Genomic DNA, 24,300 nt, shown 5'->3' with positions numbered 1-24,300 from the left:
CTGTCCGCAGGCTGATCAATCACGTTCGACAGGTGCGTCGAGACGCAGTGCCAGAGCCGGGCAGGCCAGTACTGCGCGGCGCGCATGCGGCAGCTCACCCGCGGTGATCTCACGGCCTCGCAGGACCGGAAAACCCCACTCGTCGAGGGCCACGTCGTCCGGCAGCAGGGTGGCGCAGAGGCCGTGGCCGTCGCACCGGGTCCAGTCGATCTCTACCTTGTTCACCACGAACCTCCTGGCACCGGCAACACACCTCTGACCTGTCGCCCGCACCCGCCGCCGGCGAGGTGGAGCCGCACGTCCTCGCCGAACACCTCGAGCGCCGAGGCAAGAAAACGCGCCGAGCCGTCGGGGTGGGCGCACGCCCCTCGCCCCGGGACCAGACCGAGGTGCCGCTGAGCGTCATGCCACCCGGATGGGTCGCCCTTGGCCAGCCTGTCGAAGTCGTCGACCAGCGACGCCAGCCCGAACACGCACGGACCGCACTGCCCGGCCGACTGGCTTGCGAGCCACTGCGAGACCCGGTGCACCTCACCGAGCGGGCAGGTGTCCGTGCCGAGCGCCAGGATGATGCCGGCGGACACCTCCGGTCGCTTGAGGACCACACCGCCGCCATGCGGCAGCCAGCGGCCGTGATACCCACCGAGCAGCACCGGCCCGGCCTCGGCACCGGCAAACCGCAGTACGGCCTCCAGCGGTACGCCGATCGGCGTCTCGATCACGCCTGGTCGCTGCACAGCCCCGTCGATCGTCAGCAACTGCGTCCCCGGCTCACTGATCAGCCCGGCCTTGTCGACCCGGTCCATCAGCGCCTTCAGCTCACCACAGGCGGCGCCGAGTACGGCGGGGTCATCGACGGTCAGCCGGACCGTGCAACTCCAGGCGGTCCAGGTCCGGAACGCGCTCATGATCCGTTGCTCCCACCCTGCGAGGTGGAACCCGACGACGCCGACCCGAGACCGCTGCTGCCCGAATCGTCCGAGCTCGAGCTGCTGGAACTGCTGCTGCCTGAGCTGCTGGAGCCCGAGTCGTCGGAGCTCGTGGAGCTCACCGTGGTGCCGCTGCTGCCGGAGTCGGCCTGCCGGGCGGACACGACGGCGACCGACAACCCGGTGCCGCCGATCCCGAGCACCGCCGTCGCGATCGCAGCCGCCGAGGCCCGGCGCAGCCGGCGCCGGCGGAAGGAGTGGGACGCTTCGAACGCATCTGTGGTGACCATGCTGCAAGCCTCCCGGGAGGCTCCTCAGCCGCACTCCAAGAGAACGTCAAGCGACGATCAAGTTCTCCTGAAAGCTCTCTGAGAACCCTTCTCAGCCCAGGCCGCTGACCTCCGGCGGGCAGTCGGTGCCGCAGTGCTTGCCGATGGTTTCGAGGATCTCGTCCGAGGCTTCGCCGAGGGCGACCATGCGGTCGGGGCCGAGGACGTCGACGAAGAACTCGCGGACCCGCGCGGCGTGTGCCGGGGCACAGGCCTTGATCGCGGCCATGCCGTCCTCGGTGATCACGATCTCCGGGTAGCGGGAGTCACAGGCCTCGCGGCGGATCAGGCCGCGCTTCTCCATCCGGGTCAGGTGGTGCGACATCCGGCTCTTCTCCCACTGCGTCGCCCGGCCCAGCTCGAAGGCGCGCATCCGGCCGGACTCCGACTCGGACAGGTTGACCAGGATCTCGAAGTCGGAGCTGGACAGGCCGAACTCCCGCTGCAGGTGACGCTCCAGGTGCGTCGTCAGCGTCTTGTTCATCAGCAGGTAGCTGCGCCATGCGGTCTGCTCGTCGTCGTCGAGCCACGGTCCCTTGCTCACGCACCCATCCTACCTGCATTGGTTGACACATCAACCTAGCGCGCTAAGCTGGCCGCGAGTTGACACATCAACCGAAATCGTGGAGTGAGTGATATGAGCAAGAAGCTGATCGCAGTCGTCGGCGCCACCGGAGCACAGGGCGGCGGGCTCGCCCGGGCGATCCTGGCGGACGGCGAGTTCGCCGTCCGCGCGCTGACCCGGGACCCGCGGTCCGCCAAGGCGCAGGCCCTCGCGGCGGCCGGCGCCGAGGTGGTCGCCGCCGACCTGGACGACGAGGCGAGCGTGCGCGCGGCCTTCGAGGGCACGTACGGCGCTTTCGTCGTGACGAACTACTGGGCTCCGCGCAGCCCCGAGGAGGAGGCCGCGCGGACGGCCGCGGAGATGGAGCTGTTCCAGGCCGAGACCGCAGCGCGGGCCGCTCGCGATGCCGCCGTACAGCATGTCGTCTGGTCGACGCTCGACGACACCCGCCCGTTCTTCGAGGGGCGTGACGACGTGCCGTGGCTGGACGACGACCGCTACACCGTCCCGCACTTCGACGCCAAGGCCGAGGCGGACGAGCTGTTCACGAAGTACGCCGTACCGACGACCTTCCTGCGCACGACGTTCTACTTCGACGCGTTCGCCGGCGGGATGGAACCGGTCCGCGGCGAGGACGGCACGCTGACGATCTCGATGCCGATGGCCGACAAGCCGTTGTCCGGCATCGCCGCCGACGACATCGGCCGTACCGCCCTGGCCGTCTTCAAGGACGCCGGCCTGATCGGGACCACCCTCAGCATCGCGGGCGACCACCTGACCGGCGACGAGTACGCCGCCGCCCTCACCGAAGCCCTCGGCGAGAAGGTTGCCTACCGCCCCCTCCCCTGGCCCACCTACCGCACCCTCGGCTTCCCCTACGCCGTCGAGTTCTCGAACATGTTCCAGTACTACGCCGAGAACCACGAACAGTTCACCGGCGACCGCGACCTCGACCAGGTGCGCAAGCTGAACCCATCCCTCCAGTCCTTCACCGACTGGCTCACCAAGCACAAAGACGCCATCTCCATCAAGTGATCTGTACAGCGGATCGGCCCCACCGATCCGCCGCCCAAACTTGCATCTGTGATCACAATTTCGCTACAACGACCATCGTTTAGCGCTCCCCACGGAGCAGTGACGGAGCAAACCGGTCGCATGCTCAGTACCGGGAGGCCTGACCCAGCCCGCTGACTTGCCGTGCAACCCCGCTGAAATACCGGCTGGCCGCGTCCTTCGGAGCCGTCCGCGCCTCGCCCGGGAAAGCACCAGGCGGCACATCCGAACACACGAGACTGGTACCACCGGGTGTTGGAGTGACGGGAGTCGCAAGCTGGCGCGGCGGCCACGCCGGCCGCCGTCCAGCTTCAGCCCTGCTCCGTAGCCGTGTCCGTAGATCGTCGGTGGCCTTCAACCAAGCCAGATCGTCTCCCTCGGTCCACAGCTCGGAGTCGTCCGCGACCACCCGGTCGACCGCGCGGATCGCGACCGGGATCAACTCGGCCAACCCGGCGCGGGCAGACGCCCATGCGAGCGCTCGCTCGGTGGAGGCATTTGCATCAATTGGGGCCCCGGCTGCGGCTGCGGCTGCGGCGATCTCAGCTGCAGCCAGCGCCTCGGCGCCCTCGGGGCCTCCAAGTACTCAACTCCAGCTGAGCCGGTCGCGCGCTCCAGCGCATCAGCGATCAACTGCTCTTGATCGGCGTCGACCAGGTTCCCAGCCCAGTCGGCTGCATCGTCGTTTCCGAACACCGTTGACGGAGATTCAGCGACGGTTGATCTGGGCGCTGATGGTGGGGTCCTTGATGGCGGTGTCGTCGGCGAGTAGGAACGCTTTGCTGAGGATGAGGCTGAGGACGGGGTCGTCGTCGAAGGGTAGGAAGAGCTTCTGGGATTGTCCGTTGCGGGCGGCGACGATGCAGAGGTACTGGTCGTTGGGTGACATGAGGATGTTGCCGCTGCCGAGGTGGATGCGGTAGGTGCGGAGGTCTCCGCGCACGGTGAGGTAGCGGTCATCGAGTTCGCATCGGTCGGCGATGGCCAGGCGTGGGACGAGCTGAGAGAGTATGTCGCGGCGGATCTGTCCGGCTGCGGACAGTTCACCGAAGCCGTAGGTGTGCCAGTAGGTGTCGAATTGGCGCTGGGTGCCGCGGTCGAGCCACTCAGGGTCTGCGCCGATCGAGGTGACCCCGATGAACAGGTCGACATCGCGCAGGGCCTCGGTGAGGACGAGCGGCGGTACGTCGGCCAATGCGATCGTCTCGTCGCTGGTGGCGTCGACGAACCGGAGTTGGTCGCTGGTGCAGTACGGGTAGAGGTCGCTGGCCGTTGGCTCCTGTTCGAGGATCGGGTCGTAGTAGAACTCGGCGCGGATCCCGGCCGAGTCGAACGTTCGCCGGGCGATGCCCTGGTCGATGCCGTCGTCCCACCACGCGACGGCGACCGGTGCCCAGCCTCGCCCTTTCATCAGGGCGCGGGCCTGGACCTGCCCGAAGACGTGGCCGGCGAACCGGTTGGAGTACTCGCGGGTCTGTTCCTCGGCGGGCGTGAGCAGATAGATCTCGCGGAACGCCTGCTTGAAGGGCTGAACGATCTGCTGGTCGAGCAGACATTGCCGCCAGGCCCGGACCTCGTCACTGGTCGCGTGGACGGGGTGCCAAAGACGCGCTCGCGCATCCGGCGGAATCCCGACGTGTTGCCCCGAAGCCGTGATCGCGGTCGTGCTGTCCAGCGGCAGGCCGACCACCACCGGCGTGTGCTGGGTTTCGAAGGCCCACACGAGTGTCCGTGCCAGTCGGCCGGTGATCGGGTGGTCGAGGTACCAGGTGCGCCACTCGTCGAGCTGCCAGCTGCGCTCAAGGGCCATCAGGCCGTCCAGCCGTACGCGCTCGCCGGCGATCGTCTTCCGGACGGCTTTGAGGTCGTTGCGGACCGCAACGAGTACGTCGGCGTCAGCCTGCTTCACGTCAGCGGGGATGGACTTGCGTGCCGTGCCTTTCTCGTCGACGTATAGAAGGGCTGCGGCTCGTCCGTCCACGACGATCTGGGCGGATCCCCTCGACAGAGGTTGCGTGCGAATTCCGTCCGGGTCGAGGTCGTGCGTCTCGACCGCGCGCTCCAGCAACTGGTCCCGCGTCATGCCCTGCGCGGAGGCCAGCGCTTCGATGGCCTTGCGGACCTGCTTCAGCAACGTCCCATGCCGGACGGATCGCTCGAGTGCGAGCAACTCGGTGATCGATGCCGGGGCGCCGATATCGGCCATCGCCTGTGTCGACAGGTTGGCCAGACGCAGGCTGCGTGGGTTGCCAAACTGTCCTCCGATGACCGTCACGGTCTTGGTCGCGAGGCGTCGCAGCCGCGGCAGCAGTGCTGAGTCGCGCAGGAGTCCAGCGGCCGCGACTGTGCCGCCGAGGAATCCTTCGTTGCTGCTGGTGATGTAGCGCGGGTAGGTGTGGGTGCGGTCGTTGTGGGTGTACGAGGCCTCGCTGTCCTCGGCGTCGAGGGCCGCGTCGAGGAGAGCGCCGATCAGCTCCGCGGGCCGGGACAGCCGGCTGATGATCTGTTCGGTCTCGGTGAGCCACTTCTTCGAGGGCCGGCCTTTGGTGGGATACGCCGCCAGGAGGTCGAGCGTTGTCGCAAGCTTGTCGACCTGGTCGTCTGCCTGCTCGAACGCGGCACGCAGTCGCGGACCGATGGCATCGCCTGCGTCGATCAGGTCGAGCCGGATGCCGTCGGCGGTGGTGACGAGCTGCCGAAGCCTGGTAGCGGTGGCTGCGTCTCGCGCCCTGTCGACGGCTTGCAGGAGGAGAGGCTCGAGTCGTGCTTGTTCCGCATCGGTCAAGGTGGGGAAGGTGTGCTCGATCTGGCGGCTGACGGCACGGAGCGCCTCACTGTTCCACCAGAAGTTGAGGTCATCGGAGACGCCAAGGCGCAGCGTCAGCAGTCGGTCGATGTCGTCCGCCGAGAACTTGACGCGTTTGCGCGCGGTGATCGAGATCAAGTCGACCCAGTAGTGGCTGTCGACCCGCTCGGAGGCCCTCAGGATGCACTCGCGGCGTACGTCTTCCGGGGCCTGGGTGATGGCCCGAACCTGCGGGAGCGTCCGTGCGTCGCTGTCCCCGATCCAAGATCGGCCCTGAATCGCGCGCATCGCTGCGTCCAGCAGGGACGCCACGTCGTCGACCTGGCCGGATGCGGTGTCACTTGCCTGGTCCACGCTCAGCCTCCGACCAACTGCACGAGCCGGACGAAACGGATGTCGGAGTCCGCGGTCAACGCGAGCTCCTCGTCAAGGTCGGTCACCTGGCGGTCGTCGACAAGCACGAAGAAGCCGTTGCGCCCGAACGCTTCGACCGCACGATCGGCCTGCTGTTCCCAGTCGAGGCGCCGCTGCTTCGGCAGCCGGAACCCCGCCGCGGTCGGCAGCGCACCTTCGGGCATCACCAGCCCCTGGAACACTTCCTGTGGAACGACGTTGAAGCGCGCCACCTCGTCCCGCACGCGCGTTCGCACCAGATCGCGAAGCGTGATGCTACTAGCCACACCTTCCAGTAGCGTCGTCGCACCGACCCGCCCCGCCCCCGACACATCGATGATCTTCACGGTGATCGACATCGCGGCAGCATAGCCACCCAACCGTTCACCCACCCCGCGCCACGGTCAGTGAACTCGGCAGATGCAACTTGCTGCAAATGGGCTCGTCACGCCCGGGCACCTGATGCGGAGATGTCCAGTTGGCGGAGCCGACGAGATATCCATGGGAGGAGATGGCTGGTTGGTTGCTCACGCGACCTTCGTGCCGAGGAGGGCTCGCACCGGGACCTGCTCGATGTACGGCCGATAGGGATGAAGCACTTCCCGGAGCTCCGCTGCGATCTGTGGACGCTCCTTGGGCGAGGGAAGGCGGTCGACCGGTAGCGCGCTGTAGATCCCGCCGAGTAGGTGATCGAAGTCGAGCTCGTCGGCATAGTCGAGCTCGACCTTGCTGACCTCGAAGCCATTGGCCGTCAGGCTCTGGCGATAGCGCTGTTGCGTTGCGTTGTCGGTGCCGCAGCTGTTGGCTGGACGCGCGCCCAACCAGTCGGACAGCCATTCGCGTAACGCCCGTGACCAGTCCGAGTCCTGCAGCCACAGCGGGATCCCGTTGGCCACGACCATGACACCACCTCCAGGACCTAGGAGCGGACCGACCGCGGCAAACAGCGCCTCATGGTCCATCCAGTGCAGTGCTTGCCCGATCGTCACAGCACCAACCGACTGTTCAGCCAACAGCGATCGCAGCAGCGGAAGGTCGGAGTCGCTGCCGACCATCCACGCCACATTCGTGACACCCTGGTCCTGGGCGGCTGAGCGGGCGTGGGCCAGCATGTCTGGTTCGGGATCGACCCCTATCACGGCCCGAACATGCGGGGCGATCGGTGTCGCCAGTTGCCCCGTGCCACAACCGAGATCGATCACGAGATCGTCGCCCTTTAACGAGAACGCATCGACGCACGCGCGGATCAACCCTGACGGATAACCGCGGCGGTATCGGCGATACAGATCAGCAACCTCGCCGCCGAACCCCAGATCCATCGTCTCAGAATGCCTCCTCACGTCGATGATCCGACAGGGCTTCTGCCACCGGCATAACGCCTGTCGGCCGTTCTGGAAGGTGACCGCTGATCGTTCCACCACCGGGCCGGCACTGAGCGATTCTTGCGCGCGGAGCGACGAGGTGCCCGCAACACCCGCCCCGCTTCCCTGCCCGGTCAACGGTCGACGCGCGGGCGCCCGGATCAGGACCGAATACGCCCGAACTCAATACGCAGAGACTCCGGTGCTACCGATCAAACGCTACTTACATGCCGATGAGAGGGCGCAAGCCTCCTGCGAGCAACCGCGCGGTCCGGCCAGGGACTGTGAGCCCGTTGTCTATACCTTGCTCGCCACCACCATGTAGTTCTCGGCCTCAGGGTTGTACGTGCTCCTTTCCGTCCGGAGTCCGACCTGGTGCAACTCGGCTGCGAGTTCGTCGTATCGGTAGGGCCAGCACGACAGCAGTTCCGAGCGGACAAGAACCGACCCAGCCGCATCAACTTGCGCGACCGCAATCTCGATGTGGTGCTCCTCCTCCCACTGTGACGCAATCTCCCAGCGGTAGACCACGACGGCATTACGCCCGTTCCGGCGGACAAGACGGTCACTGATGTCCAGCCGGGAACCTCTGGCCCTCACGAGTTCCCAGGTGCGGGAGGTGAGTACCAAGCGCCCGCCACGGCGCAGAAGCCGTGACATCGACTCCAGAGCAGCAACCCGGCCTCTCGCGCCCTCGGCATGGTGCAGCGAGTTGCCAACGCAGAACACCATGTCGAAGGTGTCGTCATCGAAATGGTCGGGCAACTCTTGCCAGTCCGCCCGCACTGTCCGGACAGGTGCCCTGAATTCCTCAGACAACTCCGCAGTCCGACGAACCATCGCTTCGCTGGCGTCAGTTGCGACCACCTGCATGCCAAGACCGGCGAGGCCGACCGCCAACTGTCCGGTTCCGCACGAACAATCGAGGACGTGAGCGTTCGGCGGCAGGAGACTGAGGACGTCGTCGAACGACGCAGCGAACTCGGCCGGGGCCAGCTTTGCATCTGAGATGAGCCACTCGTACACCTCGGCAAGCGCGTTATAGCTCGTCACAACTACTACCTCCGACACGGGGCAGACTCACGGTCGGACATCAGTACATCAGCGGAGCAAGTCGGTTCACCAATGGTTTGCAAGGGCAACCCGCCCTGTCATGCCGCTATGCGTGCGTGCGGCGATGCACGCTACTGCCGCAACTCGCGAATCGCGTCGTCCGGCGTGCGAGCATCTGCGCGAGCGGTTGAACTTCTATGACATGTACGGGGAGCTCGCGCTATACGCGCACCACCCTCAGCCTGACATACGCGAAGCGGCGCAGGACCACATCGCTCGCCTGCTTTCCGGCCATAACCATCTAGACGAACTCGTCTGGTAGACGCCGCGCGCCTGTGGCAACTGTCCGAGGAAATGCTGCGCGGCCAGGAGGAGAAGTCGTGAAAGTACAAGGAACAGTCAAGGACGGCTTCGGTGTCGTCCATGACGAACTGCAGGAGGTCTTGGACCAGGGTGACGAGGTCGGGCTGTCGATCGCGTTCGATGTGGATGGTGAGACCGTCGTCGACCTGTGGGGCGGTCACCGCGACCCGGAGCGCAGTACGCCGTGGCGCCACGACACGATCGTCAACGTCTTCTCCACCACGAAGACTGTGACTGCACTGGCCATCCTGGTCCTCGCGGACCGCGGCATCCTCGATCTGGATGAGCCCGTCGCGACGTACTGGCCCGAGTTCGCCCAGAACGGCAAAGAAGAGATTCTCGTCCGGCACGTCATGAGCCACACCTCCGGAGTGTCCGGCTGGGACCAGCCCGTGACTCTGACCGACCTCTACGTACCGACCTCTACCGCAAGGCTCGCCGTACAACGCCCGTGGTGGGACCCCGGCACCGCCGCCGGATACCACGCACTCAGCCAGAGACACCTTCTGGGCGAGTTGATACGGCGCACCGACGGCCGCTCGCTGACCCAGTTCGTCGCCGAAGAACTCGCCGCTCCGCTGGGTGCCGACGTGCAGATCGGAGCACGCGAGCAGGACTGGGACAGGATCGCCGACCTCGAACTTCCGCCTCCGATCCCGTTCGACATGTCGGCCTTGGATCCCACCTCTGTGCTGTGGCAAGTGGCGTGGCTCTCATAATCCCTGGGCGCCGGGTTCGAGTTTCGCCCGCTGCTCGTGGCACCCGACGACACTCGCTGCGTGGGGCCATGGGAAGCCGCTGACCGGCACGCAGCGTGGCGAGCTGGAGGTATCTCCATCTGGGGTGGATGCGGTGATTGCGTTCGCCGAGCGAGGAACCATGACCGGGCGCGGGCTCTACCTTCTGCATGGTGATCCCGCCCGGGGCCGAAGCAGCCGGTGCCGGCCAGCCCGACACGACCGCCCAGCGGCGGCGTGAGGTGGCCACTGCCTTGCTCGCCTTCCCTACGTAGGGCTGACCGGGTTAGATGAACTGCTCCAGGAAGGCACGCGAGTACGGCGTATCGACCCGTTGGTAGCCGCCGGTCGCGTTACACGTCAGCGAGTTCACGAAGGAGGCATCACCGGCCACGTACTGGCCGAGGAACACCGGCCCACCGGAGTCACCGAAGCAAGAGCCCCCGCCGGCCTTGGAGTCGCGGTCGTTGATCTGGAAGGTGACGACCTCATCCTGCACGTTCTTGAGGAACGACGTGGTGAAGCGCCGCTCCGGCACGACGATCTGCGACTTCTTCGCGCCGATGTCAACGCCGTAGCCAACGAGCGTGAACGTCTCGTTCTTCAGCGCGCCCTGGTTGCCGTCGAGCGTGCCCACGGGAAGCAGCGGCGCCGGCACGATGCCCGGCCACTTCGAAGCCGCCGGCGCATCCAGCACCACGACGCCCTGATCGTGCTGCTTGGAGATCGACAGCTTGCCGGTCCACCCCGGATCGGGGTGTGCCGTGCCGGTGATGTAGTTCGCCGCGCGCGCCGCTCTCTCCTGCGGGGTGATGCCCGGCGCAAGCGGATCGAGTGGCAGGTCGGTGTTGAACGACACGTAGACGTTGGTCGCCGGGCTCGCGCCGGTGTCCCCCGTGCAGTGACCCGCGGTGAGCACCACCGTCGGCGAGATCAGCGTGCCGGAACAGCGGAACCGACCCGACTCGGTGGTGAACCGGACAACGCCCACGTTGGTATGCACCTCATCGCGCTGCCCGCCAATGATCGCCGCGGCCGGCTGCACGGTCAGCAGCATGCCGGCAACAAGCGACAAAGCGCTGAGCGCGCCCGCCAGTCGGCCGATCCGAACTCGTCGCATCACGGACTCCCCTCACCCGACCATCCCTCGCAGTATGGTCAGCCCCTGCGACAGGTGCAATACCGCAGATCTCGTCACGTCGACCTCAGTCGGCCCGCGGTCTGAAAGGTCGAACTCGAGGTGTACCGGCCAGGCCGCAGGTCGGCCTGCATGGACGTCGGTCCAGGTCTCGCCGAACTGGTCTCGCCTGTATCCAGGCACGTCAGGTCGGTCGGCGATGACGCAAATCCCGCGAAGTTCGGCAGAGATCAGCTTCGCCGTGCCGGCCGCTGGCTGAAGGGCGTGCGGATCGCTGGTGGGCTCACCGCGATGCGCCGGGTTCGCGTCGGCCGGGTCGGCGCCAGCTACTGGATAGGCGCACCCTGTGGCGGCGACGCCGAGCACAATCAGTGCAGTAAGGAGGACGCGCACCACGCGACCTGAGAGCATGGCCGCTGCCACGCCCGCCCAAGGCCATGACTCGACCTCCACCTGAACCGGTGGTTCGGCCGGCCCGCCTGGCCATCCGCCACCAACCGTCGCTCGCCGTGGGATCATTCGTGGTGCGAAATGGAGTCGAAAGAGGTCGGCTAGCGGGGCCGGAGTCCCTTCGAACACAGAGTTCTGACGCCTAGAGAGGCTGGTCGCTAGGGCATCATTGCCCCTTTTATCCGCGGTTGGGGGGTGCGCAAGCTGAACCCATCCCTCCAGTCCTTCGCCGACTGGCTCACCAAGCACAAAGGCGGCATCTCCATCAAGTGATCTGCGCGGCGGATCGGGGCCCCCATCCGCCGCCCGAACCTGCATCCGTGGACGGAGTTCAACCCGCAGGAGTTCGTAGGCCGCGGCGGCACCCTCCCCCATCTCTACAGCCACTACGGCTCGCGCGGCACTGCTCCTCAGCCGCTGGACACCTGAACGTCGCAACCGTAGAAGTGGGCGAGGTAGACCTTGGAGCTGCCGCGGGGGTCGAGTTGGACCGGGGGGCCTCCCGGCTGTGTCCCACCGAAGTCGAGGGGGCGTCCGTCCGTGGCGTCGTGCAACTCGAAGTCGCAACGACCGTAACTGTTGAAGGCGACGACGCGGACGATGGCTTTGTCGCCGGACGGCACCGTGAACGCGTCACTGTCACCGGTCGCGTTCTTCTGTGCGAAGGGAAGGGCGATCTGACCGGTACCGGCGGAATGCGTCACGATGCAGACGGGATCGCTGGCGTTCGCCTCGAACGTGCCGGTGTCCGCGATCTGGAAGCTCACAGGCCCCCAGAGATTGTCGAACACCTTCTGTTGGCCGCTGTCGACATTCCTCACCGTGACGATGCAGCCGCCGGCGCCGCGTACCCTGAGCCGCCACGGGGAGGCCTCGTTGAACTCGTCGGCCGCCGCTCCACCCCCTCCGGGCGGGTCGTTGTCGTTCACCAGCTGCAAGGCGACCACGGTCCCGGCTGCGAGGACCACTCCTGCGCCGGACAGGTAAACCAACCGCCGGCGCCACGACCGTACGGACCGGTCCTGGCGGGCCGGCTTCGGCCGCGGTTCCGGTCGCGGTTCAGGCTGCGGGCGCGGGCCTGGGGCGGCGGCACTCAGCGCTGCCGTCGCCGCGGCGGCCACCGAACGGCTGTCATCGTCCGCCAGACGCTCGAGGGCCACCCTGGCCGCCAGCGCCAACCCGGCATTCCTGCCCTGCAGCAGGCCGGCAAGCTCCTGCACCGCGCCGGCCCGGACCGTGGCCAGTGGATGGTCGATCAGCTCGCGAAGCTCGGCCGGCAGCGGCGCCGGTACAGTGACCGGACGACTGCGGCGGGCAATGTACAGCTCACCTTGCATCTCCACGTCGCGGCTGGGGGTTTGGTGAGGATTCCGTTCGCGGACCCGGTCGAAGACGTAGTCGTAGAGCTCGTTGAGCGACACCCAGCCGTCCTGGTCGAGATCTGCGTCCCCGCTGGCCAGACCTTCCACCAAGGCAGCGGTGAACACGGACGGACTGCTGCGGTCATCGGCGAGCCGGTCACCTTCGAACGCGTACTCCGTCGCGCTCGAAGCTGTGATCACCGCGCGGCCCCGGCCACCGCCCAGCTTCCCACCGGAGAAGCTGTCCAGCACGTTGGCATCACCGGCGGCCCGCACAGTCACGCCCCGGCCGAAAGCGCCGCCATAACAACAGTCCAGCAGCAACACGATGCTGCGCGACCTGCTCATCCGCAGACATCGCTGCACGAAGTCGGCGGACACAGCGGTGGAACCCAGCCGGTTCGGCAGGGTGTTGCGCGCCGCGAAGAACAACTCCCCGGACTCGCTCTTGAGGCCGTGGCACGAGAAGTGCAGCAGCAACACGTCCTCGGGCCGACTGTCCGCGAACAAGTCCTCGACCCGCCCCTGGATCACGTGTGCCGACTCGTTGCGGACGACCTCGACGTCGAAACCACCGATCCCGGGGTCACCCAAAACGCCGCCGAGAGCCTGCGCATCCGCCGCCGGCGCGCGAAGCCGCCCGAGCCCCTCGTGCTCGTAGACGTCGTTCGCGACAATCAGCGCCTTGCGCCGCCCAGCCATCCAGCCGCCTCCCCCCGGCCCGGAGCGCATCCTCACTCTCAGTGTGGGCCACCATCGACCGCCAAGTCCACGAACGCCTCAAAGCGTCGACAACACCCAGATAACGAAAACCGGCGGCATCACCACGCAGTACGTGCATCGCGTGGGCGACTGGTTGGTGTGGGGACCACGCCATGAACGGGCAGCGGGGCCGCGATCTGACGCATGTCCAGGCCCACGAGTTGGCCGCGGACCTGGAGTTGCAGTACGACGTCCAAGGCGCCAGGAAACGAAGGTCCGGCGGGTCAGCCCGCCGAAACCGGTCGACGCCTGGCAGACCGCCGGCGAGCTGGACGCTTGAACCAGCGAGGGGCGGTCGCAGGCTGGGGCGCGTACAGCTGCCCGATGGGCGCATCGCCTGCATCGACGAGCAAGACCTCCGACCCGCAGACGCCGCCTCGCAGCAGCCCCGATCGGAACAACAGGTTGATTAGGCCCGGCGTGCTCTGTTCGGAGTCGAACCTTTCGGGTTCAGCCTAGGGTTTCATCGCTCCTCGGTTGTACTGCGTCATCTGCGCTGCTGGCGGGTCTCGTCGCGGCCGGTCAGGGCGCCTAGGGTCTTGTCGACCAGGCCGCGGGATGCGGCCTCGAAGCTGCTCTCGGTCGCGTCGGCCAGGAGTTCCGGAAGGTCCTTTCCGCCCTTCTCGTACAGGTCGAGGCGGTTCGTGGCTTCGGCGAAGCGCAGATAGGTGTCGACACTCGCTACCACGATGCGTGCGTCGATGGTGAGCAGTTCGATCCCGACCAGAGACACCCGGACGTAGGCATCGATGACGAGACCCTTGTCGAGGATGCTGTCGATCACGTCCGCGAGACTGCTCGGTGCGGGACGCTCGAGATAGCCGCCGGAGCGGCGAGGGCCTGAGGCCGAGACCATCGTTGGTCTCCCTTCTGGGTCGACTGTGTAGACGGAGGCCCTGCGTTGGGGGTCTCGATGCCGCATCGGGCGACACGAGATGCAGGGCCTCCGCGACGGCGGGCTGCCCCCAGCCACCCAAATCGGGAAGAGACTCGGTCGGTACCCAACGCCCAAACCCTCCGGGCGCGAGGCTGACGGAAGTCGCGGACGGTCCGTAGGCGGGCTACGGCTACTCGCGTTGGGGCACCGACCTAGGCTGCTGCCAGGGCAGCCTCCGTTGTGCAGGCAGTCCTCACTCCAGAACTGCTTGCCTTCAGCAACTGATTGCCTACGTCAACCGAAGCAGCCGGCTCACCGGACGCGACGCCCGGCCGGAACGGGTACAGAACGGCCAGTCCTGGACCGACAATCTGGCTGCGGTGGGTGACGCAACGCTGCCCTCGACCAGGCCTTCGCCGTACGTCGACGGCGTACCGGGAGATCCGTCTGTCAGCCAGGCAACCTTCAAGTACCTTCATGTCCTCCCGCGCGGTGTTCCGTGCAGACCGACGTACTCTCTGTGCAACGGCGAACGCACGCGCTTCGGCGGACGGCCAGCTCAGTTGTGTCTGGGGCGCCTAGACGTTCCGCACGCGCCGACGCAGGCGCCACGTCTTCAGCTTGGCCCAGAGGCGGGCCAGGAAAAGCTTGATCCTGTGGCCCCAACTCAGGGGCAGCGCCTTGACCATCCGCTTCGTCAGCCGGCTTGGCTTGACCGTGCTCGCCGCCGCGGTGGTCGATCCTGTGGTTTTCTTCGCCGCCTTCTTGACGGGCTGGGTAGGGTTGGGGCTCATCGTTGCTCCTCGGATCGGATCATGCACCGCGCCGGCCGCGTCCTTCCCCCGGCAGACGATCCCTGACGCGCTACTTGCTTCCCTGTGCCCGATGCCGCCCCGCACATTCCCGTCCAGCCCTAGATCATGTCACTTCGACTGCATGATGGGCGCGTCGGCGGCCTCGCCGCGCAGACAGGCACCGCGAGCGCCGCTGTCCACTCGTCACCCCGCAGTCAGCAAGCAGGTCGTCGTGGCCGGAGTCGCGCGAGCCGGTCCACACTCACCCCTGGCCGAGCATCATGGTGGTACACCGGCCGGCACGGATCCGTTACTACACCGGCGACACCTTGACGTTCACCTCATCGGACCAGCCTCCTGTCGCCGGGTCCGGCCCGCGGGCCGGGTGGCTGGAGCCCGAGGGGCCGCACTCGGTGGAGAATATCGACGATCACAGCTATGGAGCGTTCCGCATCGAGCTCAAGCAGCTCAGATGTGAAGCCTCCGGTCGCTGCACGAGCTTGACGGCGTCCGCACGGTTTCGACCGCGGCCACGCCGTGGTGTACGCCGACCTGTGCGTCCTCGTCGGCATCACCGGTCTGGCCTTCAGCGGCATCCCCAGCTTCGCCTCGATGGGTGTCGCCGCCGGCCTGGTCGTCCTTGCGACCCTGACCGCAGCCAGCACCCTACTCTCCGCCGCCCTGGTACCCCTGGGCGACCGGGTCCTACCCCGCCGAACCCGACGCGGCACGCGCGCCCCGGGCTCATTCCGGTCCGCCTGGGCCGAGCGCGCCACCAGGACGGTCGTTCGCCGGCCAGTCACCGCCCTCTGCATCGGTCTGCTCGCACTGCTCACCCTGGCGCATCAGCACTCGGCATGCGACTCGGCCAGAACGACGCCGGCAGCGAGCTCGCCTCGAATCCGACCCGGCAAGCCTACGACCTGGTCGCCGACCCATTCGGCCCCGGCGCGAACGGCCCGCTCACGTCGTCATCGACACGTCCCAGGCCTCCCCCACCACCCTGGCCAAGCAACTCGGCTCGGTCCCCGGAGTAGCCACCGTGACGCCTCCCGTCGTGTCCGGCGACGGCACAACAGCGGTACTGAACTTCATACCGACCACAGGACCACAGGACCAATCGACGTACGACCTGACACACCGGCTGCACGACACCCTCCCCGGCGGCGTCGAGCTGACCGGCCCCACAGCCGGAATCGTCGACATGACCACAACCCTCGGCGACCACCTGTGGCTGGTGATCGCCGCAGTACTGGCCGCCACCCTCGTACTGCTGATCGGTGTCTTCGGATCCCTCGTCCTCGCAGTCAAGGCCGTGCTGGCAAACCTCTTGTCGGTCGCCGCCTCGTTCGGGGCGCTCACCGTGGGTTCCAAACCCCGGCCGGCGCCCAACTGCTCGGACTGGCCGGACCCGTACCAATCGCGGCCTGGGCACCCGTGGTTCTGTTCACGATCCTGTTCGGACTGTCCACCGACTACGAGGTCTTCAGCTCAGCCGAGTCAAGGAAGCCGACACCGCCGGACTGGGACACCGCGACAGCATCATCGAAGGACTCGCGTCGAGCGCGAAGGTGATCACCTGCGCCGCTGCCATCATGATCGCAGTAGCAGCAGGGTTCGCCGCCGACCCCATCATCATGGTCAAGATTATCGGAGTCGGCATGGCAGTCGCCATCCTGGTCGACGTCACGCTCGTCCGGCTGCTCATCGGTCCCCGCCACACTCGCGATCCTCGGCCACCGAACCTGGTACCTGCCCTCGGCGCTGCGCCGAGTCCTGCGCCACCAACCACCCCATCGCGGCGCAGTCGATGGGGAAATCGACAGCCAGGAACTCGTCCATCAAGCGGCCCCGGAGCCACTACTGCGCAAGTGATTGTCTAGGCAGTAGCAGATGTGCGAGCTGATTTACACCCGAGATGTGTAGATGTCTCAACGCGAGCAGCTTGGGGTCGGCCGAGGTGTGAGGATCAATCGCTTTCAGTGAAGGGTGTGGTCGACGGCGTGCGGTCAGCGCGGACCTGTTCGAAGCCGTAGTACAGGGCGAGCAGGAACTGCACCAGCAAGGTGAGCGGGGCCGATACGAACGACAGGCCGATCGTCAGTGCGTAGAACAGGGTGCCGACCGAGAAGCGGAGAACCGATCTGCGTTGTTGCGCCGGACTCAGGTTGTGATCGACCAGGTGTTTGCGCAGCACGTGCCACCAGATCAGGCTGAACGCGATCGCCGCGAGGGTGAGGTTCGTGCTGTAGACGGCGGCCGCGACGTTGGCGTTGGCGGAGTCGTCCAGCAGGTGCTCCGCGAACAGGTTCGTCGGGAACGGCAGCAGCGCCGTCCAGAGCAGGAGCAGCAGGTTGAGGAACATCAGCTCGCGGTCGGCCCGCTGGATCTGCCGGAACATCGAGTGGTGGTTGACCCACATGATGCCGATGACCGCGAAGCTGGTCAGGTAAGCCGCGAACTGCGGCCACTCATGCAGCAGGGCCGGCCACAGGCCTTCACCAGGATCGAGTTCGGGCGGGTGCAACTCGATCACCAGCAGGGTGATCGCGATCGCGAAGACTCCGTCGCTGAATGCCTCGATCCGGGACGTGTCGGCGAGGTCCGGCTGGGTGGCCACGGCGCGATTGTGACCCCTTCGAGCCGTCCCGCGACAGACTTCGCCACAGCCTAGGCGGAATCGCTGGAGTCCGATCAGACAGCCGGCTGTTCAGTAGGTGATGAAAGCTGTCAGGAGCCCGAAGATTTCACGCGGCGTCGGGACCGAAGACAGCGAACTGCTCGACCGCCTGCCGCAGCCGGATCCGGTCCGGATAGCCGTACGCGGCGCCGACGGAGTACACGTCATGCGGATGCCACTTGACCACGGCGGCGACGTACCAAACCGGCTTGCCGGCAGCCAGCAGCGTCACGATCACTTGGTGCTCGGTGGTGGTGGTGAACATCGGAGGCTCCTTCCGCACGGTTCCTCGGGGATATCTCCACGATCGTCCGCACTGTCCTCGCGAGCACTGGCGTTGCCACCCCAACCTCGGTGGACTTAGGTCTACCCGCAGGCGACAGCGGTCAGGATCGCGGCTCCGCTGCGAATGGGAACGGCTTCCGGCCGCGGGCCTGGAGCTGATAGCGCTGGTGGAGCACCACGGCGATTGCGAACACCACGGCGGCCACCAGAATCGGCAGCCACAGTGCCCCGCCCGCTATCGCGGCGACCGCGAAGCCACCGACAGCGCCGAGCAGGACGCTGTTGATCACGCCGACCATGCCGACGGCGCTCAGCACGACCTGCCAGCGCGACCGCAGGTAGCCATCGAGAGCCAATACGGCGGCGATGTCGTCGGTGGGGGCGGCAACGCCGAGGTAGCCACTGAGCCCGGGAGCCGCTTCGTGGTAGAAGCGCCGGATCCGGTTGATGCGCTGCAGATAGAGCGTGTCCTCGATCGAGGACTGCAGCACGCGCTCGAACGTGACCAGGCCGAGGAAGCTCAGCACCGGGAACAGCACCAGCCCGAACGTCAGCAGCGTGCTCCGCGACGTCTGCCCGGCGAACGCGAGCGCCACCAGGCCGGCCGACACGGCCCCGAGAAAAATGCTGGTACGCCCGTTGGACTCCGAAATGGTGGCCGACCGCGCTGTCTGCAGGTTGAAGTGCTCGGTGGTCATGATCGTGATGGCCGCCTGCGGGTTTTCGGGCAGTGACTCGTACGGATGCTTCATGGCAGGCATCCTTGCCGACGCCTCCGGCCTTGGGTAGCTACCGCGAAACCCACGCCATGCCTGCCCGGGTCACCGGACGGGTTCGTAAACGGCGATATACATCGTGCCCCTGCTGGTTGGTGCGGAGACTACTCGTGCTGTCGCAACGCCCGCCGGCCGTGCGTCCACCGTCCCGGAGACCGGGCCGAAGAAGGGTCCGACGGCCGGAAAGCTGCCGTTCTGATCGACCCAGGGATAGCGGCGGCCCTCCGGATCGATGCCCTCCATGCGGAATCGAACCCCGTCGGCGAAATCGGATCCGCCGAGTCGCACGACGAAGCGACGATCAGCCGGCGTCGGGACGCTCACCGTGGCACCCTGCCGCACCGCTGCACTCTTGACGGCTGCGAGCCGGTAGGTCGTGCCGTCGATCTCTTCGACGACCTGGAGTTCATGTCCGGCGACGTGCCGTTCTTCGCCGCGCTCGTAGATGGCGAGAGCGAGACGGACCCGCGAGCTCGGCTCCATGCCGCCGGGTTCGGGCGACTTCTTGAAGGAGAAGGTCAACGCCAACGTCGAGCCAACGGTGATGGCACGGCGCTGTTCCAGGTTGGCAAGTCCACGGGCATAGCTGTCCACGGGTAGCACCACCGGGTCGGGCGAGGACGGCGGTGTGCAGGGTCCCGTCATGATCAGCGGTCCTCGCTCGCGTGACAAGGCCACCCAAGGCAGCTCGTTGGGGGTGTCGCTGGGCTGTGGTGCGCCAGGGTCGGCGCAGTACTGATACAGCACGATGTTCGTCGTGGAGACCTTCCAGCGCAGCGTGATCGAGTCCTGGCCGGGCTCGCCGATGACTGCGGCGAGCAGTGTGCGGCCGCCGAAGGTCTTGCGGTAGGTGACGCCGGCCGCCAACACGTCGCCGGGTGGTGGTGACACGATCACGCCTGGCGTCGGGCGATCGACCGGGTTGTTCGGTCGTGCGCCGTCGTGGTCGAGCAGGGCTGGAGCCGCGAGTGCCAGTGCGGCCACAACCGCCGCCGCGCCGACGATGACGCCGGTACTGCGGCGCCGGACGATCCGGATCTTGCGCTGAATGCCAGGGAACAGGTCCGGGTCGTTCCGGTCAGCTTCTCGAGAGCGTGTCCGGAGTTCGCCCCGCAGGTCGTCGAGGTTCATCGGTTCGCCTCCTGCCCTGATCGGTCCAGCGCCGGGTCCAGCCGCAGCTTGGCAAGCGCCCTGGTGGAATGGCGTTTCACGGTGCCGATCGTGCAGCCGAGGACCCGCGCGGTCTCGGTCTCGGTGAGGTCTTCGTAGAACCTGAGCACGATCACCGCGCGCTGCCGCTTCGGCAGCCGGCGAAGCGCACGCCACAGGTCGCTCCGTTCCTCGGCGCCGGTCGTCGGCTCGCCGGTGTCAGGAAGCTCGGCGGTGCTCTGCTCACCGTTCCACCGTCGCCGCCACCACGACGCGTAGGTGTTGACCATGACCTTCCGCACGTAGGGTCCCGGGTCGTCCGCCTCGATCCGGTTCCACACGAACCACGCCTTGGCCAACGCGGTTTGGACCAGGTCCTCGGCCAATGCGTGATCGTGGGTCAGCAGGTACGCCGTACGAAGCAACTGGCGTGACCGTGCCGTGACGAACGCGTCAAATCCCTCCGCTGCCGTCATCGGTCCCCCTGACGCAGGACAGGCCTGCCAACTCCGATGGTCACACCCCAGAAGACCGGTTGGAACGAGTGCATGGATGACACAAGCTGCGAAGTTGCGTCGAAGTGACCGGGCTCTGGCCCTGTCGCTGGGTGGGGGCGACAGGGCCAGAGGTGGTCGGAGTGGTTCGGGGTCACTTGACCTCGGACTTCATCACCAGGCGGAGGCCGAGGAGAGCCGGCAGGAGGATCCAGGCCGTCGCCGTGACGGCGATGTTGGCCCACTGCTCGGCGGTGAGGGTGCCTTCGAACAGGGCGGCCTGGGCGTAGTTCAGGTCCACCCACGGCTGCAGGTCCCGGAACCGCTCCTGGCTGGAGGCCAGGACGCCGGAGACGGTGGGCAGCAGGAACGCGTAGACGAAGTACGTCACCAGTGCCCCCGCCGACCTGCGGATCACCATGCCCAGCATGGTGCCGGTCAGCAGGCAGAGCAGGCTGCCCAGCAGGATGTTGAGGGCCTCGGCGAACGACACGTCCCACACCATGTCCGTCCCGGCGATCGCGGTTCCGATCACGTTGCCGACGGCCCCGATCGCGAAGGCGAACAGCATCGAGACGACGGCCACGGCGACCGACGAGACCACCTTGGCCGCCACGATCCGGGTACGGCGCGGCACCAGCGTGAACGTCGTCAGACCGCTGCGCTGGCTCCACTCGCCGGTGATCGACAGGATCGCGATCATCGGCAGCACCACCGTCATCGGGAATCCGATCGCCTTGGCGAAGGTGTAGTACGTGAGGCTCGCGTCGGGGGCGAACGCGATCGTTCCGATCGTGGTGAGCAGGGCGGTGATGACGATGCTCGCCATCAGCCAGAAGCCTGATCGGGTGTCGAACATCTTGCGCAGTTCGACGCTGACGACGCGACCGAAGGGTACGGCGCCGACGTCGACGCGCCGGCCTGTCTCGGGGCGGACGGCGATGGCGGTCATGCTGCTTTCCTTTCTCGTTGGGTGTCTGCGGTGAGCTGCAGGAACATCTCCTCCAGCCCGCCGTCGGCGGTGCGCAACTCGACCAGCGCCACGCCTGCCTCCTGAGCCACGCGACCGACCCACTCCGAGGGCGCGTCGGTGCGCAGGGCGCCGTCATCGGAGACGGTGGTGTGGACCCCGGAGGTGTCGAGGGCCCGCTTGAGGGCGTACACGTCCCCGGCCCGGGCGACGGTGCCCGCGGACTGCAGGAGCTGTGCCTTGGAGCCCTGGCAGACGATCTTGCCCTTGCCGATCATCACGATGTCGTCGGCGACGACCTCGATCTCGCGCAGCAGGTGCGAGGACAGCAGGACGGTCCCGCCCTGGTCCGCGTAGTCGCGGAGCAGGTCCCGCATCCAGCGGATGCCGGCCGGATCGAGCCCGTTGGCCGGCTCGTCGAGAATCAGCACGGCCGGGTCGCCGAGCAGGGCGGTGGCGATGCCGAGCCGCTGACGCATCCCGAGCGAGTAGGTGCCCACCCGGCGGTCGGCCTCGGTCCCGGTGAGGCTGACCAGCTCGAGCAGCTCGTCGACCCGACGAGCGGGTAGTCCCATCATCCGCTGCGCGATGGTGAGGGTCTCCCGGCCGGTCCGGCCGGCGTGCTGCGCGGAAGCGTCCAGCATCACGCCGACCTCACGTCCGGGGTTCGGAAGATCGGCGAACCTGCGGCCGGCGATGGTGGCATGCCCGGACGTCGGCGTGGTCAGGCCGACCATCATCCGCATCGAGGTCGACTTGCCGGCCCCGTTCGGGCCGAGGAAACCGGTCACCCGGCCGGGTGGCGCGACGAAACTGATGGAGTCGACGACCGTGTTGGCGCCGTACTTCTTGGACAGCGAGTCGATGGTGATCATTCGCGATTGCTCCTGGCGTGGTTGGGATTGGTTGCCCCCGTACCTCAAACGCTAGGAATGCGACGGCCGGAGCGCGTCGTCACGAGGTCGCGATCACCTCAGACCAGCCGACGAGCCGGATGTCCTACTCAAGTAGGAGTTCTCAGCGTGCGCCGTCGGAACCCTGCTGCAGCCCCGGATCGGACGCATCGAACAGGCCCGTCTGATAAGCGAGGACGATCGCCTGCGCGCGGTCGCGCAGATCGAGCTTCTGCAGCAGGCGGGTGACGTGAGTCTTGACCGTCGTGTCGCTGATGAAGAGCTGCTGCCCGATCTCGGCGTTGGAAAGGCCTTGCGTGATCAGGCGGAACACTTCCAGCTCGCGGGTGGTCAAGGTGTTCACGGCCTTCGGCGGCGCCTGCGGGTGCAGGCGGGTGAAGTGCTGGATCACCCGCTTGGTGATGGTCGGCGACAGCAGCGCATCCCCGCCGGCAACGGTTCGCACCGCGGCGATCAGCTGTTCCGGAGGGTCGTCCTTGAGGACGAACCCACTCGCACCGGCGCGCAGGGCCTGGTAGACGTAGTCGTCGAGGTCGAACGTGGTGAGGATCAGGATCCGCGCGGACGCGTCGGCCGCCAGGATCCGCCGGGTCGCCTCGAGCCCGTCGAGCTCTGGCATCCGGATGTCCATCAGGATGACGTTCGGGTGGAACCGGGCCGCCTGGGCCACGGCCTCGCGGCCGTTGCTCGCCTCCGCCACGACCTCCAGGTCGGGTTCATCGGCCAGCAGCAGCCGGAATCCCGCCCGGACCATCGACTGGTCGTCGACCACGAGAACGCGGATGGTCATCTGGCACCGCCGTCCAATGGAAGCCGCGCGCGGAGCACGAAGCCACCGGTCCGCGCAGCGCCCGCGGTCATGTCCCCGCCGAAGATCTTGACCCGCTCGCGGACACCGACCAGTCCGTGGCCGAGACCGGCTTCGGCGGACGGGCCGCCCGGGCCATCGTCACGCACCTCGAGCAGGAGCTCTGTCGCGGAGTAGTCCACGTCCACCTCCGCGTGGCTGGCGCGGGAGTGCTTGAGGGCGTTGGTCAATCCCTCCTGCACTATGCGGTAGGCAGAGAGGTCGAGGCCGGGCGGCAGCGGGAACGGTTCACCCCGGATCTCGAGCTTCACCGGGAGCCCCGCAGCCCGTACGTCGTCCGCGAGTGCGTCGAGGTTGTCGAGTCCAGGGTGCGGCAGGAGCTCGAGCTCGTCCCCGTCCTGCCGCATCGCGCTGAGCAGGCGGCGCATCTCCGCGAGCGCCGTACGTCCGGCGTGCTCGACGTTCCTGAGCGTCTCCCGATCCTCCGTGTCGGTGAGGGGCATCCGGTGCCGCACGGCCCCCACCTGGAGAACCATCACGCTGACGGCGTGCGCGACGACGTCGTGGAGCTCTCGTGCGATCCGGCCGCGCTCCTCGGCCACCGCGACGCGAGCCGCAGCCTCCCGCTCCCGCTCGGCCCGAGTCGCGCGCTCCTCGGCAGCCTCGGTCCGCTCGGTGCGCTGCCGCAGGGCGAAGCCGAGGAGCCAGCCGATCGCGAACAGCACCGGCGTGAAGATGATGTCGCCGCGCTGGTGAAGCGGGTCGTTGTAGATGACGATCGCGGCGCCGCTGAGCACGATCGCCAGGCCGATGCGTGCCTGGCGATCGCTGCGGGAGTTGCCGAGCAGCAGGGCAGCGCCCATTCCCGCGAGGAAGAGCCCGGCCTTGTCGACGATGAGCCGGCCGTCCGCGAACGACACCGCCGCACTCGCCAACCAGGTGACCGCCGGCGCGGCGAACGGGAAACGGCGGCGTGCAAGCAGGGTCAGGACGATCGCAGCGACCACCAGCACCTCGAGCCACAGCAACACGCCGGTCGGGCGACCCGGGGCGTCGCTCAGCGCCGTAGCGATCGCGCTCTCGACCGCCGCGATCACAATCAGCAGGTCGAGACCGTACTTCGAGAAGAACAGCCGCGCTCGGCTCACCTCGTCAACGTACGACAGCACAACGTTGTCTGCGTCCTACCAAGGTAGTACTGCGGTTCATCGCTTGGTGCCCGCACGAACACGGCCTTCCGACGACGCGCCGCC

At 67.1% G+C, this 24,300-nt stretch carries 24 protein-coding genes and 4 pseudogenes; 6 read left to right on the top strand and 22 right to left on the bottom strand.

All coding sequences use genetic code 11. The features are described 5' to 3' along the window. Window positions 1-15: 15 nt before the first annotated feature. Both ACIBGM_RS41595 and ACIBGM_RS41590 read right to left on the bottom strand, forming a co-directional pair. Window positions 16-225 (bottom strand): ferredoxin, encoded by a 210-nt coding sequence (locus ACIBGM_RS41595; protein ID WP_360530977.1) that lies wholly within the window; start codon window positions 223-225, stop codon window positions 16-18. After that, window positions 222-908, bottom strand: a complete 687-nt coding sequence (locus ACIBGM_RS41590; protein WP_396388684.1) for an NADH-ubiquinone oxidoreductase-F iron-sulfur binding region domain-containing protein — start codon at window positions 906-908, stop codon at window positions 222-224. Before ACIBGM_RS41590 ends, ACIBGM_RS41595 begins: the two co-directional genes overlap by 4 nt. A gap of 24 nt (window positions 909-932) precedes the next feature. Between ACIBGM_RS41590 and ACIBGM_RS41585 the strand changes: the two genes are divergently transcribed. After that, the gene (locus tag ACIBGM_RS41585) at window positions 933-1,301 is read left to right on the top strand and encodes a hypothetical protein (RefSeq protein WP_396388683.1); all 369 of its coding nucleotides are present in this window, start codon (window positions 933-935) and stop codon (window positions 1,299-1,301) included. Between the two features lie 9 nt (window positions 1,302-1,310). Here ACIBGM_RS41585 and ACIBGM_RS41580 read toward each other — a convergent pair whose 3' ends face one another. Next, window positions 1,311-1,802 (bottom strand): MarR family transcriptional regulator, encoded by a 492-nt coding sequence (locus ACIBGM_RS41580; protein WP_360530962.1) that lies wholly within the window; start codon window positions 1,800-1,802, stop codon window positions 1,311-1,313. Window positions 1,803-1,895: 93 nt separating this feature from the next. Between ACIBGM_RS41580 and ACIBGM_RS41575 the strand changes: the two genes are divergently transcribed. Beyond that, window positions 1,896-2,858, top strand: coding sequence for an NmrA/HSCARG family protein (locus ACIBGM_RS41575; protein WP_396388682.1), 963 nt, complete (start codon window positions 1,896-1,898; stop codon window positions 2,856-2,858). Window positions 2,859-2,982: 124 nt separating this feature from the next. Here ACIBGM_RS41575 and ACIBGM_RS41570 read toward each other — a convergent pair. From ACIBGM_RS41570 to ACIBGM_RS41550, 5 genes and pseudogenes are all read right to left on the bottom strand, one after another. Beyond that, window positions 2,983-3,572, bottom strand: a pseudogene (locus ACIBGM_RS41570) (DUF4259 domain-containing protein). Window positions 3,573-3,585: 13 nt separating this feature from the next. Next, window positions 3,586-6,036, bottom strand: coding sequence for a DUF4132 domain-containing protein (locus tag ACIBGM_RS41565; RefSeq protein WP_396388681.1), 2,451 nt, complete (start codon window positions 6,034-6,036; stop codon window positions 3,586-3,588). 2 nt (window positions 6,037-6,038) lie between these two features. Beyond that, window positions 6,039-6,434 (bottom strand): hypothetical protein, encoded by a 396-nt coding sequence (locus ACIBGM_RS41560; RefSeq protein WP_396388680.1) that lies wholly within the window; start codon window positions 6,432-6,434, stop codon window positions 6,039-6,041. Between the two features lie 168 nt (window positions 6,435-6,602). Further along, entirely contained in the window at window positions 6,603-7,394 is a 792-nt protein-coding gene (locus ACIBGM_RS41555) for a class I SAM-dependent methyltransferase (RefSeq protein WP_396388679.1), read from the bottom strand. A gap of 339 nt (window positions 7,395-7,733) precedes the next feature. Further along, entirely contained in the window at window positions 7,734-8,507 is a 774-nt protein-coding gene (locus tag ACIBGM_RS41550) for a class I SAM-dependent methyltransferase (RefSeq protein WP_396388678.1), read from the bottom strand. A 362-nt stretch (window positions 8,508-8,869) separates the two neighbouring features. On the opposite strand from ACIBGM_RS41550, the gene ACIBGM_RS41545 reads away from it, so the two are divergent. Beyond that, window positions 8,870-9,571 carry a serine hydrolase domain-containing protein gene (locus ACIBGM_RS41545; protein WP_360530944.1) on the top strand — a complete coding sequence of 234 codons (702 nt, stop codon included), beginning with the start codon at window positions 8,870-8,872 and terminating at the stop codon, window positions 9,569-9,571. Window positions 9,572-9,875: 304 nt separating this feature from the next. Here ACIBGM_RS41545 and ACIBGM_RS41540 read toward each other — a convergent pair whose 3' ends face one another. From ACIBGM_RS41540 to ACIBGM_RS41520, 5 genes and pseudogenes are all read right to left on the bottom strand, one after another. After that, entirely contained in the window at window positions 9,876-10,646 is a 771-nt protein-coding gene (locus ACIBGM_RS41540) for a trypsin-like serine protease (protein WP_360530941.1), read from the bottom strand. A gap of 75 nt (window positions 10,647-10,721) precedes the next feature. Beyond that, on the bottom strand, window positions 10,722-11,123 hold the full coding sequence (locus tag ACIBGM_RS41535; RefSeq protein ID WP_360530938.1) for a hypothetical protein: 402 nt from the start codon (window positions 11,121-11,123) through the stop codon (window positions 10,722-10,724). Window positions 11,124-11,587: 464 nt separating this feature from the next. After that, complete coding sequence (locus ACIBGM_RS41530) at window positions 11,588-13,240, bottom strand: caspase domain-containing protein (protein ID WP_396388677.1); 1,653 nt, start codon at window positions 13,238-13,240, stop codon at window positions 11,588-11,590. Window positions 13,241-13,946: 706 nt separating this feature from the next. Next, window positions 13,947-14,084 (bottom strand): annotated as a pseudogene (gene gvpJ, locus ACIBGM_RS41525) (gas vesicle protein GvpJ); the annotation flags it as partial. A gap of 671 nt (window positions 14,085-14,755) precedes the next feature. After that, a complete protein-coding gene (locus ACIBGM_RS41520; protein ID WP_360530932.1) occupies window positions 14,756-14,971 on the bottom strand; it encodes a hypothetical protein in 216 nt (71 codons plus the stop codon). A gap of 537 nt (window positions 14,972-15,508) precedes the next feature. On the opposite strand from ACIBGM_RS41520, the pseudogene ACIBGM_RS41515 reads away from it, so the two are divergent. The 3 genes and pseudogenes from ACIBGM_RS41515 to ACIBGM_RS41505 all read left to right on the top strand — a co-directional run. Further along, window positions 15,509-15,760 (top strand): annotated as a pseudogene (locus tag ACIBGM_RS41515) (MMPL family transporter); the annotation flags it as partial. Window positions 15,761-15,815: 55 nt separating this feature from the next. Next, window positions 15,816-16,319: pseudogene (locus tag ACIBGM_RS41510) on the top strand (MMPL family transporter); the annotation flags it as partial. Next, on the top strand, window positions 16,252-16,854 hold the full coding sequence (locus ACIBGM_RS41505) for an MMPL family transporter (protein ID WP_396388676.1): 603 nt from the start codon (window positions 16,252-16,254) through the stop codon (window positions 16,852-16,854). The pseudogene ACIBGM_RS41510 and the gene ACIBGM_RS41505, both read left to right, overlap by 68 nt. An 86-nt stretch (window positions 16,855-16,940) precedes the next feature. Here the strand turns inward: ACIBGM_RS41505 and ACIBGM_RS41500 are convergent, their stop codons facing one another. The 9 genes from ACIBGM_RS41500 to ACIBGM_RS41460 form a co-directional block, all read right to left on the bottom strand. Continuing rightward, a complete protein-coding gene (locus ACIBGM_RS41500) occupies window positions 16,941-17,591 on the bottom strand; it encodes a TMEM175 family protein (RefSeq protein WP_360530926.1) in 651 nt (216 codons plus the stop codon). A gap of 127 nt (window positions 17,592-17,718) precedes the next feature. Continuing rightward, a complete protein-coding gene (locus ACIBGM_RS41495; protein ID WP_360530923.1) occupies window positions 17,719-17,916 on the bottom strand; it encodes a hypothetical protein in 198 nt (65 codons plus the stop codon). Between the two features lie 121 nt (window positions 17,917-18,037). Then, window positions 18,038-18,688, bottom strand: a complete 651-nt coding sequence (locus tag ACIBGM_RS41490; protein WP_396388675.1) for a hypothetical protein — start codon at window positions 18,686-18,688, stop codon at window positions 18,038-18,040. 69 nt (window positions 18,689-18,757) lie between these two features. Then, the gene (locus ACIBGM_RS41485; RefSeq protein ID WP_396388674.1) at window positions 18,758-19,843 is read right to left on the bottom strand and encodes a hypothetical protein; all 1,086 of its coding nucleotides are present in this window, start codon (window positions 19,841-19,843) and stop codon (window positions 18,758-18,760) included. Continuing rightward, the gene (locus tag ACIBGM_RS41480; protein WP_396388673.1) at window positions 19,840-20,337 is read right to left on the bottom strand and encodes a SigE family RNA polymerase sigma factor; all 498 of its coding nucleotides are present in this window, start codon (window positions 20,335-20,337) and stop codon (window positions 19,840-19,842) included. Before ACIBGM_RS41480 ends, ACIBGM_RS41485 begins: the two co-directional genes overlap by 4 nt. A 172-nt stretch (window positions 20,338-20,509) precedes the next feature. Further along, a complete protein-coding gene (locus ACIBGM_RS41475; protein WP_396388672.1) occupies window positions 20,510-21,307 on the bottom strand; it encodes an ABC transporter permease in 798 nt (265 codons plus the stop codon). Next, window positions 21,304-22,200: an ABC transporter ATP-binding protein gene (locus ACIBGM_RS41470; protein ID WP_396388671.1), complete on the bottom strand. Its 897-nt coding sequence runs from the start codon at window positions 22,198-22,200 to the stop codon at window positions 21,304-21,306. The genes ACIBGM_RS41475 and ACIBGM_RS41470 overlap by 4 nt, the downstream gene beginning before the upstream one ends. 142 nt (window positions 22,201-22,342) lie before the next feature. Beyond that, window positions 22,343-23,029: a response regulator gene (locus ACIBGM_RS41465; RefSeq protein ID WP_396388670.1), complete on the bottom strand. Its 687-nt coding sequence runs from the start codon at window positions 23,027-23,029 to the stop codon at window positions 22,343-22,345. Continuing rightward, window positions 23,026-24,195, bottom strand: coding sequence for a sensor histidine kinase (locus ACIBGM_RS41460; protein ID WP_396388669.1), 1,170 nt, complete (start codon window positions 24,193-24,195; stop codon window positions 23,026-23,028). Before ACIBGM_RS41460 ends, ACIBGM_RS41465 begins: the two co-directional genes overlap by 4 nt. Window positions 24,196-24,300 lie beyond the last annotated feature (105 nt).

The organism is Kribbella sp. NPDC050470, assembly GCF_044458365.1.
GTDB lineage: Bacteria > Actinomycetota > Actinomycetes > Propionibacteriales > Kribbellaceae > Kribbella.
The sequence above is the reverse complement of the archived record's forward strand: the minus strand, read 5'-3'. Positions and strand labels throughout refer to the sequence as shown.